This window comes from Streptomyces sp. MMS24-W38 (assembly GCF_059889265.1).
In genome coordinates this window covers 1-13,413 of record NZ_JCBCPP010000001.1, presented here as the reverse complement: position 1 = coordinate 13,413, position 13,413 = coordinate 1, and the positions used below count along the sequence as shown (strand labels likewise).

Here is a 13,413-nt window from a genome sequence, read left to right as displayed (position 1 = left end):
CCCCGGAGCCTCATCATGCCCATCGCCCCAGGTCAGCCCGCAGAATCGACACCACCGTATGCCCACCAACTGTCGAACTCGGGAGTAAGTCGCTGGTCGCAGCGTTGATCGATTGTCCGGCCGCAGATCAGTGACCCGGCCCTTCACTTCACCTGGTTCCTCGGCCGACGCGAGGGCTGAGCACCACAGGCCCCGCGACTCGGATCGGCGCACCGGTATGCGGTGAATGCTGCGTTTTCCCCTGGCTGGCCCCATGGCGTCACACCTTGAACATGTCTGAAATGCCAGCCATGGGGGTCTTCGTTACGTTCATCGCAGGTCGGTCGCCCGGCCGACGTCCGTGCGACAGAGAGAAGTGACATGCCCACGCGCACATTTGCTGTGGCCGCTGCCGGAGTAGGCGCGGCGGTCCTTGCAGCCACCGGTATCACCTACGCCTCGACCTCCGGATCCGCCCCGGCGTCCCCGTCTGTCCACCAGGCGGCCGCGTCTGCCCAACGGGCGGCCGAACCTGTCCAACGAGCCGCCCCTGCCGCGGCTCCCGCGAACGGCGGCAGCGCAAGCGGAGAGAAGAAGGACGAGGGCCGCGACCGCGAGGGCGGCGGACGCGGCTACGGCCACAAGGAAGAGGGAAAGATCTACTTCAACGAACGTGTGTACTCCGCCTCCGCTGAGGGCTGCGTCACTGCGGCCAGCGGACTGGGCTCCAGCAGCTTCAATGTTTTCAATGACAGCCGAAGGACTGTCCAGGTCTTCCGCGGCCTCACCTGTGACAACGGCGCTCCGGTCGCCACCGTGGGTCCCCACGGCGCCACCAATGGCGTTGTGACCCGTACCGTCCACGGGAGCCTGTTCGGTGACGATGGCGTCGTGGGCAGTTTCCGGGTGCTCGGCGACTACGACGAGTGGTGACAGCGCCGCCCGGAGCACAGGAAAGATCCCGGCCCGCCGTAATCGGGCCGACGTTCCCGGCTTCGTGGATGTACGTGGGGCCACGGCGGGCACCTGCGTGGACTTGATCCGCTTTGACCGGCTACTGATCGCGCTCGATGGAGCTTGACTCGCCCATTGAGTAATCCGATCTCCTGACGGCGACTCCCCGAGGATCCTGCTGGCCAAATGCCGTGTCCTGGAGTGTGGGGATGCTGTTGGCACCGTGGTGGCCGGTCTCGTCGTTCCCGGTCGCTGGGGGTGGGAGTCATGTCGTTGCGGCCGGAGGAGTGGCCCGAGGTCCCCGAGGCGACGGCGAGGGTGGCACGGGCAGTGGCAGGACGCGGGGCCCCGCCGTTGACGATGCGGGTGCGGGACGAGCTGGGCGAGCTGTTCGCGGATGCGGAGTTCGTCGAGGCGTTCGGCCGCCGGGGCCGGCGTGGATGGTCGCCGGGACGGCTGGCGATGGTGACCGTGCTGCAGATGGCGGAGAACCTGAGTGACCGTGCCGCCGTTCAGCGGGTCCGGTTCGATCTGTCGTGGAAGTACTGCCTGGGCCTGGAGCTGGAGGACGTCGGCTTCGATGCGTCGGTGCTCTCGGAGTTCCGCACCCGGGTGGCCGGCCACGGCCTGGAGGAGCGGGTGCTGGATCTGCTGGTTGCGGCGCTGAAGGAGAAGGGCCTGGTCAAGGCAGGAGGCAAGCAGCGTACCGATTCCACTCATGTGCTGGCGGCGGTGCGGGAGTTGAACCGGCTGGAGCTGGCTGGGGAGACGGTGCGGGCCGCGCTGGAGGCGCTGTCCGCCGCGGCCCCCACCTGGGTGGCGCAGGTGCTGGGGGTCGGTGAGTGGAACCGGCGTTACGGGCGGCGGATCGATGCGTACTGGCGCCCGCCCGGCTCCCAGACCCAGCGCGACCAGCTCGCGGTGGACTACGGCCGTGACGCGGTGGCTCTGCTGCGGGCGATCTACCGTCCGGCCTCGCCGGTCTGGCTGCGGGAGCTGCCCGCCCTCCAGACGTTGCGGCAGATCACCGTGCAGAACTACCTGATCACCACCGACAGCGACGGGGCGGAGGTGGTCAAGCGGCGGGAGGCGGACAAGGAGGGCCTCCCGCCCGGCAGAATCCGCCTGACCTCGCCCTATGACCTCGATGCCCGCTACGGCACCAAGGAAGATCTCCACTGGACCGGTTACAAGCTGCACATCAGCGAGGTCTGCCGGCCGCCCCGGCCCGACGACGGGGCTCCGTGGCCCGGCCGGCGGGCACGTCCTCCCATCCCGAACGTGATCACGCATGCCGCGACCACGGATGCGACCGTGCCCGATGTGAAACTCGTCGAGCCCGTCCACCAGGCCCTCGCCGGCAGGGACCTGCTGCCCGCCGAGCACTACCTGGACTCCGGCTATGCGAGCGCCGAACTCATCGTCGGTGCCCGGGCCGCCTTCGGCATCACACTGGTCACACCGCTGCTGACGGGTACCTCCCGCCAGTACCGGGAGAACGCCGGCTACCAGCGCGAAGCCTTCGCCATCGACTGGGACGCCCGCCAGGCCACCTGCCCCCAGGGCGCCACCAGCCGGTTCTGGAGCCCGGCCAAGCAGAAGGGCCGCGACGTAGTCGTGGTCCGCTTCGACCAGGCCGACTGCGGCCTCTGTCCGGTCAGAGCAGCATGCACCAACGCCACCCGCTGGGGCCGCCAACTCACCCTGCGCCCACGGGCACTGCACGAACTCATCCACGCCAACCACACCGCCCAGCAAGACCAGGTGTGGCAGGCGAAGTACGCCCTGCGAGGCGCTGTCACGTTGGCTGGGGCGTGGGATGATCTTGGAGTGATCGTTCCGGGAAGGGTTCGTTCGTGCCGTCGACGCCGCCGTCCTACAAGGGCCACCGCTACCCGGCCGAGGTCATCGCGCACTGCGTGTGGCTGTACTTCCGTTTCCCGCTCAGCTTCCGCGAGGCCGGGGAACTGATGCTGCAGCGCGGTGTGATCGTCTCCTGTGAGACGGTCCGCCGCTGGTGTGCGAAGTTCGGCCAGGCCTATGCGAACGGACCGCGCCGCCGTCGGCCGCGGCCCGGGGACACGTGGCATCTGGACGAGGTCTTCGTCAGGATCAACGGAGAGCTGACGTACCTGTGGCGCGCGGTGGACCAGCACGGCAACGTGCTGGACATCCTCGTGCAGAACAGACGCGACAAGGCCGCGGCCCGGCGTTTCTTCCGCAAGCTCCTCAAGAAGACCCGCTCGGTGCCGCGGGTGGTGGTCACGGACAAGCTCCGCAGTTACGGGGTCGCCCACCGCGCGGTGATGCCCTCCGTCGAGCACCGGCAGTCGAAGTACCTTAACAACCGGGCCGAGAGCAGCCACCAGCCGACGAGGCAGCGCGAGCGCGCCCTGAAGGGCTTCCGCTCCGTAGGCGGGGCCCAGCGGTTCCTGTCCGCGTTCAGCGGCATCCCACCCCACTTCCGGCCCCGCCGCCACCTGATGACCGCACACGACCACAGAGCCGAGACGACCGTCCGCTTCGCGATCTGGGAGCAGGTCACCGGCGCCACCGCCCTGCCCACCGAAGCGTGACCCAGGCCCCCGCCTGGCCCCTCCCCGCCCTGACATGCCCTCAACCGATCAACACCTCACCAACGTGACAACGCCTTTGGTCCCCCTTGGATTTTGGCTGACGGGAACGCCTCTGTATCACTAGTCCCGTACTTCGCGGGTCGTCGTTTCAGGTCTGTGGCCAGCGGGTTTGCGTGATGTCTGTTTCGAGGAGATCGAGGAGGTGGAGTTGGACACCGCGGGTGATCTGGACGGTGGGCGGATCGGTGGTGTTGCCGATCCGCAGGGTGAGTTCGCCGAGATGGTAGAAGATCATGCGGCCGGTGGGGCGGACCCGGCGCTGGTCCGGGTAGAGGCCGACCATGGTCTGCTCGGATCCCAGAGCGCGTCTGACCTGCCGTTCGATCAGGCTGAAGACGAGCAGGGCCAGGCAGATGACCTGGATGAGAGCGGCGACACGCCGGTTGTGCTGCACGAAGACCGGCGCGACCGCCAGGGGGCCTTTGAAGTCGTGGTACCGGCGTTCGACCGCGCCCTGGCCTTTGTAGTGGACAAGGATCTGGCCCGGGCCGGCCTGCTCGGCCGGGATGCTCGTCAGCAGCGCCCACCAGCCGTCCACCGCAGCCTCGGCCGCCAAAACGTCCTGGTCGAAGTGCCACCGAAGGGCGGGAGGCTCGCCTTCGCCTCCGGTGATCGTCCAGCGCAGGCAGGAGGTGACGTGCCGCTTGGCTGCGATGACCCCGATCCGGGCCATGATCTTCTGCTGGGTGCCGTAGTGCCGGCCGCCCGCCGCGCCGGCGAGCTTGTCCATCTCCTCGCCGGCCCGGGCCAGTCGCTTCTCGCGGGCCCGGCGCTGGCCCGCCGCGACGGCGGTGGAGTGCACCAGGATCCGGCGCACCCGGTGCACCGGATCCCGCTTGCGGCGCCCGGCCATGGTGTGGACGTCCTCCAGCACCCGGTAGCTCTCCCGCGCGGCGGCCGGTTTGTCCACGTCCCGCTCGGGCAGCCAGTCCACCGCCTGTGCCCGTGCAACGTCCAGGGCCGCGTAGACCTCGTCCTTGACCTGGGCAGCCGGGACCGGCGCGATGAAATCCACCCCGGCCGCGAGCAGGGCGGCGACATTCGTATAGGACACCAGCTTGGAATCGGCGACCAGCAAGAACTCCCGTGCACCAGCCATGCCTTGCAGGTCCTTCATCGCGCCGACGACCTGGCTGACCTCGGCCGCACCCCCGTCGAAGACACGGGCGTGGACAGGAATGCCGCCGTCGGCGGACACCGCGAGTCCGGCCTGGACCTGCTTCAGGTCCACCCGCCGGTCCTTGGGGCGCCCGTAGCTGATGACCGGGTACTGCTCGTCCTGGTCCTCGGCAGGGAAGGCACCATGGACAGACATGCTGGTCATGTCCCAGTGCAGCCTCGACACGTCGATCCCGAACTCGGCGATCGCCCGGGCGCCGACCGTCCCCGCGATTCTGTCCAGCTCCGGCGCGATCGCATCCAGGGCCCGGGCCAGACGGTCGTCGTTGAGCAGGGCCGGCTCGATGCCGAACACCTCCTCCACCGCCCAGGTACGGGCCCAGTCACCGACCCGCACCAGCGGCGCGGGCGAGGTCAGCCGGTTGACCACCAGCGCCTCGATCACCTGCCCATGGGTCAGATGCGCGCTCGCGCCTCCCGGACACACCTCGTCGACGATCCCGGCGACATCCAGCCGGCGCAGAAACTCGGCAGCGACAGGCAGAGCGCCCAGACGCTTCTCCACCACGGACGTCACCACCACATCAAGGCGCTGACGCTGAGACCGAGGCCGCGGAGACCGGGAAGTCATCGACACACCCCACCCAACGCCACACGACCGGCCCAGGACACCCCCGGACCGGTCACGTCATGCGAATCAACGACCCGCGAAGTACGGGACTAGTCGGGCTCGACGGGTGATATAGGCCGGCTCCGGTCGACACCGGGCGGCATGGCGACAGGGCAGAACGGGACGAGTCAGTTACAGCGGTCATCGGCGGTTATTGGCGGGCAACTCGGGTGCGAGTGGGGCAAGGGGCTGCACCCGGGCGGCAAGACCGGCGCAGGAGCATCGCGCGTCGCCCGTTGGGTGCCGTGCGGTCTCTCGGTTTGGTGTCGGTGGATGGCGTGTCGGTGGTGGGTTCCCGTGGTGTGGTCCGGACGCGCTGGTCAGCGATCTGGGAATCGGCCTTGCCGCAGGTGTGGCCACTGTCATGGGATGAGAGGTCAGGGGTGTCGGTACGGTCACCGGGCGGTATCCGCGCAGGTGGTGTACCGACACGAAGGCGAGAGATCGCACCTGCGGGCGCCCGCGGTGGGGACGGACTGCCCGGACGATCCTGCCGGGCGCGGGCTCGTGCCGGTCAGGGGGCGAAGAGAGTGCTGGACAGGGCGATGCAGACGGCGGTGCCGGCGAAGACGCTGAGCAGGGCGTTGCGGCGCCACAGGTGCAGTGCGATGGTGACGGCCACGCCAGCCAGGGGAGCGACGGCACGGGCCTCGGTCAGCGGCAGGGTGCGCAGGGTGTAGATGCTCAGGATCACCATCACGCCGACGGGCATGCGGGTGCTGAGGTACTGCACGGCCTTGCTCGACCGCAGGGGCGTCAGGGCGGTGAACGGCAGGGCCCGCAGCGCCCAGGTGATCGCGCAGCAAACGGCGGCGACGGCGAGCAGGTAGCGGGTGTCAGGCATGGGCGGTCCTCGTGCGCGCGGTGAAGTGGCGGGCCAGTAGGGCGCCGGTGAACAGGCAGAAAGCGCACAGCAGCATCTGCCCGGGGGCGAGCAGGCGGGCGATGAGCACGGCGAGCAGGGCCAGGAGCGGGGTGGGCAGGTCGTGGCGCCGGTCGCGGATGGCATCCAGGGCCAAGACGACCAGCAGGGCGGTCATGGCGAAGTCCAGACCGGTGATGCGCGGCGGGATCAGCGAGCCGAGCAGGGAACCGGTGAGGGCACCGGTGACGCAGTACAGATGGTTGAACGCCTGGAAGGACACGATCCGCGCGCTCGACCAGTCGCGGGCCTGCCCGCCGGTGGTCATGGCGTACGCCTCGTCGCTCAGCGCGAAGGTGCTGTAGAGCTTGGCCCAGCGGCCGTTGACGCGGTGCAGGGGGAAGGACAGCGGGTAGAACGCGTGCCGGCCGTTGACCAGCAGCGTGGTCAGTCCGACCGCGGCCAGCGGGGTGCTCGCCAGAAGCATCGGGACGAGCAGGAACTCCAGCGTGCCGGTGTACATGACGGCGGAGAACAGGGGTGCGGTCCACCAGGGTAGTCCGGAGTGGGTGGCCAGCATCCCGAAGGCGAGTCCCATTGGTACCAGGCCGAGCCCGACCGAGGCGGAGTCCTTGAGGGCGGCGAGTATCTCGGAGCGCAGCCGGTGTGGTGCGCGGGCAGGCCGAGGGAGGTCGGTGACAGCGACCGGAGGTATTCCCATGCCGGAATTTTAGGAAGAAATGCGCCTTATTTGGTTGCCGATTATGGCCGTACACTGCCGTTGTGCGCAATGAAGTAAGAATGGATGCGATCGACCGTCAAATTTTGTTGCATCTACAGCAGGGCGGTCGGCTGACGAACGTCGAGCTCGCGAAGCGGGTCGGCCTGACGCCGCCGTCGTGCCTGCGGCGGGTCAAGCGGCTGGAGGAGGCCGGCGTCATCGCCGGCTACCGGGCCGTCATCGACCCCGAGGCCATGGGCCGCGGCATGGAAGTCCTCGTCGACGTCGAGATCTATGCCCAGGACCGCACGACGATCGAGGAGTTCGAGGCCGCCGTCGCCGCGTACGACGAAGTCGTCGAGTTGCGCCGTATGTACGGCAGCCCGCACTACTTCGTCCGCGTCGCCGTCGCCGACAACGCCGCCTACGAGGCCTTCGTCATGGACAAGCTCACCGGCCACCCCGCCGTCCTCCGCCTCGAGTCCCACCTCACCATGAAAACGATCAAGGCCGAGGGCTGACTCTCAGACCCCGGCCGCTCGGTGCAGTTCGGTGCGGGATCGGCCCGGCAGCCGGATGGCTGCCGGGATACGAATGTGGTCAGCGGCGTTGTGCGGCAGTGGTCAGAGCCTGGTCGAGGATGTCCAGGCCGCGGTCGAGTTCGGTGTCGGTGATGGTGAGCGGGGGCGCCAGCCGCAGGATGCTGCTGCTGCCGGGGAACTGCACGATGTTCAGGTGCAGGCCCAGACGGAAGCAGGCGTCGGTGACGGCGCTGCCGAAGTCGCCGGCCGGCTCCTTGGTGTCGCGGTCGGTGACGAGTTCGATGCCCTGGAGCAGCCCGCGTCCGCGGACGTCACCGATGTGCTCGTGACGGTCCTTGAGTTCGCGCAGGCCGCGCTGGAGCCGGTCGCCGAGCCGCCGCGCGGTCTGGTCGTAGGCGCCCTGGGTGAGGACGTCGATGACCGCGAGGCCGACGGCCGCCGGCAGGGGGTCGGAGACGTGGGTGGTGGCGAAGTAGTAGCCGCGCTCGTGGCAGCGCGCCTCGATCTCTTCGCTGGTGATCACGGCGGACAGCGGCAGCCCCGCCCCGAGGGTCTTGGACAGGGTGAGGATGTCCGGCGTGACGCCGTCGCGCTGGAAGGCGTACCAGTCGCCCGTGCGGCACAGCCCGGTCTGGGCCTCGTCGAGGATGAGGAGCATGCCGCGCTCGGCACACTTCTGCTTGAGCGCGGCAAGGTAACCCGGCGGCAGGTCGATGACGCCGCCGGTGCTCAGGACGGGTTCGGCGATGAAGGCCGCCAGGCTGCCGGTGGACTGCCGATCGACCATCGTGAAGGCGTGGTCCAGTTCGGCCTGCCAGTCGTGGCGCCCGTCGCGGGTAAACAACGGCCGGTAGGCGTTCGGCGTGGGAACGACGATGTTGCCCGGCGCCACCGGCCCGTACCCGGCCCGGGACACCCCGTAGGTCGCCGCCGACGAGGCGTGGGTGACGCCGTGGTACGACTGGTCGAAGGCGACGACCTCGTACCCGCCGGTGTAGAGCTTGGCCATCTTGATGGCCGCCTCGTTCGACTCGCCGCCGGTGCTCAGCAGCAGCACCTTGCTCAGGGAGGGCGGCAGCGTCCGGGCGAGGGCGGCGGCCAGATCGACCACGGGCCGGCTCAGCATCCAGCTGAACAAGTGGTCCAGGGTGGCGATGGACTGGCTGACGGACTCCACGATGGCAGGGTGGGAGTGCCCCAGCAGCCCGCTCATCTGTCCCGACGTGAAGTCGAGGATGGCCCGTCCGTCGCTGTCGAACACATACGATCCGGCGGCCCGTTCGATGAGAGCCGGTGAGAAGTCGCTGCGGGCGTAGCGGACCAGATGACGACGGGCCGTCGCCCAGAACTCATCGGCGGAGCCGACACGACGGACGGCCGCGGACTGGTCGGTGGGAGCGCTCATGTCCTGCCTTCGCCTCGGAAACAGGGAGTGCAGCGAGGCTAGGAGAAACAGCCGAGCACCCGATTGCAAACATTGCCCACCAGACAGCTTCCTCGGCATACTTCACGCGTGGACCGCACCGACCGCGCAATAATCGAGCAACTGCGCCGCGACTGCCGCCTGACCAACACCGAACTCGCCGACCGGATCGGCCTGACGCCCTCACCATGCCTGCGCCGCGTCAGACGCCTGGAAGAGCAGGGAGTGATCCTCGGCTACCACGCCCGCATCGCCCCCAAGGCCCTCAACCGCGGCTTCGAGGTCCAAGTCGACTTCGAACTCACCGACCAGGCCCGCACCACGGTCGAGCGGTTCGAAGCCGAACTGGTGGCCCTCACCGAAATCGTCGAGGCACGCCGCATGTTCGGCGCTCCCGACTACCACGCACTGGTCTCGGTCGCCGACCTGGAAACCTACGAGCAGTTCATGACCCAGCGGCTGCTCGCCCTGCCGGGCCTGGCCAGGTTCCAGTCCCGTTTCGCGATGAAAACCCTCAAGTCCGACGTGCCCCCGCCCGGAAGGTGACGACAGCACCGCACCCCCGTCACTTCGCCTATCTCGTCCCCGAGCCAGGCAACACTCTCGCCCGAAGCTTCTCGCATCAGACGCAGGTCCTCAGTGTCCGATCCGGGCCTCTCGTTTGTCAGCCCAGCGCAACAGACCGCACTCCCACGGCGGTCGGGGTGCGAGCGGTGACGGCTGCGCCCCTGTTGTCGTGCGGTACTGGACCGCCTACGCCCACTCCATGCCGAGCTCGCGGAGTGCGTCCAGCTGCTCCTGCGCGAGCTTGTCGCGCCTCGATTTCGTGTTGGAGATCCATACGCCCAGCTTCACGGTCACCGGCTCCGCCTCGCCGTCGACGGTGATCTGTTCGCTGTGGCCTCTTGGCACCGGCCGGTGGGCGCCTTCCCGTTCCACCCACTGTGCGAGGGCTGCCAGGCCGCGTTGGAATGCCTGCTGTGCCTTGCTCGGGCTCTTCGTCGCACGGGGAGCTGCCGGGGCGGGAGACGGTGCCTCAATTGGCTTGATGCCCAGCGCGGTCAGCCGTTCCTGCTGCTCGTCGGACAGCTGCGCCCAGGTGCCGGGCTGTTTCTGCCGCTTCAGCCACTTCCCAAGATCGTCGCCGTCGAAGAGCACGCCGGGTGCGATGTCGGGCAGGTGGCCGTCGGCGTCGACCAGGTCCGCGAGCACGCGGTAGTGGCGTTGCCAGTCCAGCGGCCACGGGCAGTTCCAGTCCTCGTCGATCGCCTCCAACTGCTCCGCGCGGGTCCTGGCACGTTCCGGGTTCTTGCCGAGGCCGCCCCTCCTGCGCAGATTGGCCATGTGCTGCCCGACGGGCACCATCGCCTGGCTCTCGCCCCACACCGCGTCCTGACGCGGAGCAAGGTGCCCCGTGGCGCGCCGGTAGGAGCGCAGCGCGGCGAGCTTGTTCTCCCACACCTCTTCGCCCGGTTCCCAGACCATGCCGGCCTCCGGCGCGTCGAGCAGTTCCTTGCGCCGCTCCTCCAGCTCACCCGCCCGCAGCGCCTTCCGCTGCTGGTGCACCCACCTGCCCAGCGGAAAGTCCTTCGTCACCCCGACCTCGACCTCAACGTCATAGGGCACGGCGTGCAGGCCGGTGATCTCGTTCTCCTTCCGCCAGCGGATGAGGGCCTGGTAGCCCTCGAGCCACACCAGGGATTCCGGCCGGTAGACCCGCGTACGCAAGAACGCCGCAATCGTGCCGGGGTCCCGGGGAGAGGAGAAGTGGAGCAGCGCGGACTCGGCGGCGCCGTCGGTATCGCCCTGCTCCTGGTCCTCGCCGTCACCCTCACCGCTGGCGCCGACGATCCGCCCCTCCTCGTCGCGCCGGACGTGCACCGTGCGCTGCCCGCTGGTGAGGGCACGCGAGGCGAGCTGCTCCACGAGTCGTTCATCATGACTGCGGAGGCCTTGGAGCACAGCGACCAACCCGGCATACGAGGCGGAGGCGACCATGTCGGTCGGGTCCTCGCCCGGCTGAAGGAACACCGGCACGATGATCCGCGCGATCTTCGTGGAGCCGTCCCGGTTGAGCCTGAGTGCCCGGCCGATGTTCTGCACGATCTCCACCTGCGAGCCGCGAGTGTCGGCGAAGCACACGGCCTCCACACCGCGCTCGCCGGTGATGTCCACGCCTTCCCCGAGCACCCGGCAACTCGCCAGGAACGCGCGGTGCACCCGCCGGCCCGCGGCATCGATCCCATTGGCGAATTGCCGGATCACTTCGCGCCGCTCGGCGACGAGGTGGTCGCCGCACAGCCAGGCCGACCAGACGCGGTCCGGGGGTACGTGGCGGCCGGCCTCCAGCTCGTAGAACCGTGCGTCGATCGACGACTTCGGCAGCCGGTCCGCGGCGGCCAGGTCGTGGTCGGTGGCGTCGCCTGCGTACAGCTCGGCTGCGGTCTGGGGCAGCTTGTCCGCGAACGCGGCGGCCTCCTCCACCTTCTGATGGAACGTCATCACCGTACGCAGGTTGTACGCCGCCGCGTGCTCCAAAAGTGCGGTCTGCAGCAAGGCCAGGCGCCGGCCCCGCTGCGCCTCCTGCGATTCCCCGAGGACGGGGGAGGGGTCGCGGATCTCCAGCACGTCGATCTCGAATCCGGCGAGGATGCCCCGCTCGATCGCCTCGCTCAGCCCGAGCTCGGCCAGCCACGGCCCGTACGTCTCGGAGTCCTGGCCCATCGACGCCAGCTCCAGCTCTTTCCCGCCGGCGCCCTTCTGGGGCCGGGGCGAGGCAAGGATGCGCGGGGTCGCGGTCAGGTACAGCCGGAAGCCGGCCGGGATCCGGGCGTTGTCGTGGATCGCCGCCCACGGCCTGCCAAGATCACCGGCCGTGCCGTGGGCCTCGTCCACGATCGCGAGGTCGAAGCCATCCATGCGCTGGCCGTACAGGCGCTCTCCGCCCGCCAGGGCGGCCTCCAAAGGCCCGCGCACCTTCTCCTGGCCCATCGGGTCCTCGAAGTCTTCGCGGTCCACGAGGGAGGCGTACGTGGCGAACACGACGACGGGCCCGCTCCCGGCCCACAGGGCGAGCTGGATCGCGTTGGTGGTGGTGCGCACCCCGAGCCGCTCCAGGACCTCGTCCTTCTCCAGGGAGCACACCGCCACCATCGGCGCCCGGTGGCCCACCAGCCGCCATGCCTGGGCGGTCTGTGCGAGTAGGTCCAGGGTCGGGACGGTCACCAGGATTCGCCCGCCCGGGAAGCCTTCCAGCGCGCACGCGGCGGCGGTGATCGTCTTGCCCGATCCGGTCGCGGACACGATCGTGCCCCGCGCCCCCTCCGACGGTACGGATGATCTTGCAGGGAATCCCACCCACCGACGGAAACTCGCTTTCTGGGCCACCTGGTGTTCCCGAAGCTGAATACCCAGCATTCCCCCACTCCTCCTCTGCCTTCTTTTCCGCTCGCTTCGGAAATCACAGGGACGGCGTGAAGGGCGGGACGGACACCGTACCGTCCTCGCCCACCACGATCCGCTCGGCAAGCTGCGCCAGGACCTCAGCGGGACGCAGTCCCGTCCGGCCGGCCACCACCCGGACCAGCCGACTGGACACGGTGGACAACCAGACCTCCGCCCGCAGCTCATCCGCTTCCTCCCCCCGCGCCCCGAAGCCGGTCTGTGCCGCAAGAGCATCAGTAAGCCGTTCCTCACGCTCGCGTGCCCACACCGAGCCCTGAGCGTCCTGTTCCGGCTCGTACACGCTCCAGCCGACTGCGGTCATCAAGTCCCTGACGCGCCGCCACTCGGCGTGCTGGGCCCACCAGATGGCAGCCAACCGCTCCCGGTCCATCTCGAACGCGTAGAAGGAACCGTTTCCCCTCAACTGCTCTGCGGTCTCCCGCTCACGGACAGCGGCCTCTGCGACCTTTTCCGCAACGGCGGCGACGTCCAGGCCATTCGCCTGACGCCGGACCTGATCCCGCGCCACGTCCTGAGCACTCCACATGCGTTTTCCCTTTTCCGAAAGGCGCGGGCACCTGGGCCCGCATCAGGTGGTTGTAGGGTGTCCCGTGTTTCCGCCAACAATACATAGTGCATCAATCCGATGCACCCACTACACCAGCACCCGAAACGAACGAGCAACCCCCACTCTCGCAGCCAGCCCGGCCCGCGAAGCGGGCCCCAACGGTCCTGGAGGCGCAGCCGGAAGGACCGCCAGGCGGGGGAGCGCAGCGGACCCGCCCCCAGGCTGGAGCGCAGCGGAAGCCTGAGCGGGACGAAGTCCGTCCGCTCCGGGAGCGCAGCGGACGGAGCGTCAACCCCGATGCGCAGCATCGGGGTTGTGCGGGTGGCGCAGCCACCCGCCAGCGCTCCCGCGGAGCGGGGAGCGCAACCCCCGTGCGCAGCACGGGGGTTCGCTTGCACATCGCGCAGCGATGTGGCACCCGCTCCGCGAGGTGCTGTTCGGAATTATCGTGTTTCCCTATTAACCTTAGCAATACGTAACTGAACGAAAGGCACA

The 13,413-nt window shown here is 68.9% G+C and carries 11 protein-coding genes; 5 read left to right on the top strand and 6 right to left on the bottom strand.

Features of this window, described 5'->3' with window-relative positions:
* Nucleotides 1–360 precede the first annotated feature (360 nt).
* The 3 genes from AC6F7H_RS00055 to AC6F7H_RS00045 all read left to right on the top strand — a co-directional run bounded on the left by AC6F7H_RS00055 (nt 361) and on the right by AC6F7H_RS00045 (nt 3,509).
* A complete protein-coding gene (locus AC6F7H_RS00055) occupies nt 361–912 on the top strand; it encodes a hypothetical protein (RefSeq protein WP_500754413.1) in 552 nt (183 codons plus the stop codon).
* 288 nt (nt 913–1,200) lie between these two features.
* Nucleotides 1,201–2,904: a transposase gene (locus AC6F7H_RS00050; protein ID WP_500754412.1), complete on the top strand. Its 1,704-nt coding sequence runs from the start codon at nt 1,201–1,203 to the stop codon at nt 2,902–2,904.
* On the top strand, nt 2,790–3,509 hold the full coding sequence (locus tag AC6F7H_RS00045; protein ID WP_500754410.1) for an IS6 family transposase: 720 nt from the start codon (nt 2,790–2,792) through the stop codon (nt 3,507–3,509). Before AC6F7H_RS00050 ends, AC6F7H_RS00045 begins: the two co-directional genes overlap by 115 nt.
* A 148-nt stretch (nt 3,510–3,657) precedes the next feature.
* Here AC6F7H_RS00045 and AC6F7H_RS00040 read toward each other — a convergent pair whose 3' ends face one another.
* From AC6F7H_RS00040 to AC6F7H_RS00030, 3 genes are all read right to left on the bottom strand, one after another.
* Nucleotides 3,658–5,256: an IS1634 family transposase gene (locus tag AC6F7H_RS00040; protein ID WP_500754409.1), complete on the bottom strand. Its 1,599-nt coding sequence runs from the start codon at nt 5,254–5,256 to the stop codon at nt 3,658–3,660.
* Between the two features lie 616 nt (nt 5,257–5,872).
* Nucleotides 5,873–6,202, bottom strand: a complete 330-nt coding sequence (locus AC6F7H_RS00035; RefSeq protein WP_500754408.1) for a branched-chain amino acid transporter permease — start codon at nt 6,200–6,202, stop codon at nt 5,873–5,875.
* Nucleotides 6,195–6,941, bottom strand: coding sequence for an AzlC family ABC transporter permease (locus AC6F7H_RS00030; RefSeq protein ID WP_500754406.1), 747 nt, complete (start codon nt 6,939–6,941; stop codon nt 6,195–6,197). Before AC6F7H_RS00030 ends, AC6F7H_RS00035 begins: the two co-directional genes overlap by 8 nt.
* 80 nt (nt 6,942–7,021) lie before the next feature.
* On the opposite strand from AC6F7H_RS00030, the gene AC6F7H_RS00025 reads away from it, so the two are divergent.
* On the top strand, nt 7,022–7,462 hold the full coding sequence (locus tag AC6F7H_RS00025) for an Lrp/AsnC family transcriptional regulator (RefSeq protein WP_500754405.1): 441 nt from the start codon (nt 7,022–7,024) through the stop codon (nt 7,460–7,462).
* A 79-nt stretch (nt 7,463–7,541) separates the two neighbouring features.
* Here the strand turns inward: AC6F7H_RS00025 and AC6F7H_RS00020 are convergent, their stop codons facing one another.
* Nucleotides 7,542–8,888 (bottom strand): aspartate aminotransferase family protein, encoded by a 1,347-nt coding sequence (locus tag AC6F7H_RS00020; protein ID WP_500754404.1) that lies wholly within the window; start codon nt 8,886–8,888, stop codon nt 7,542–7,544.
* Nucleotides 8,889–8,996: 108 nt separating this feature from the next.
* Between AC6F7H_RS00020 and AC6F7H_RS00015 the strand changes: the two genes are divergently transcribed.
* The gene (locus AC6F7H_RS00015) at nt 8,997–9,452 is read left to right on the top strand and encodes an Lrp/AsnC family transcriptional regulator (RefSeq protein WP_500754403.1); all 456 of its coding nucleotides are present in this window, start codon (nt 8,997–8,999) and stop codon (nt 9,450–9,452) included.
* A 207-nt stretch (nt 9,453–9,659) separates the two neighbouring features.
* On the opposite strand, the gene AC6F7H_RS00010 is transcribed toward AC6F7H_RS00015, so the two are convergent.
* Entirely contained in the window at nt 9,660–12,323 is a 2,664-nt protein-coding gene (locus AC6F7H_RS00010; RefSeq protein ID WP_500754401.1) for a helicase associated domain-containing protein, read from the bottom strand.
* Between the two features lie 43 nt (nt 12,324–12,366).
* Nucleotides 12,367–12,897: a hypothetical protein gene (locus AC6F7H_RS00005; RefSeq protein WP_500754399.1), complete on the bottom strand. Its 531-nt coding sequence runs from the start codon at nt 12,895–12,897 to the stop codon at nt 12,367–12,369.
* Nucleotides 12,898–13,413: the final 516 nt, after the last annotated feature.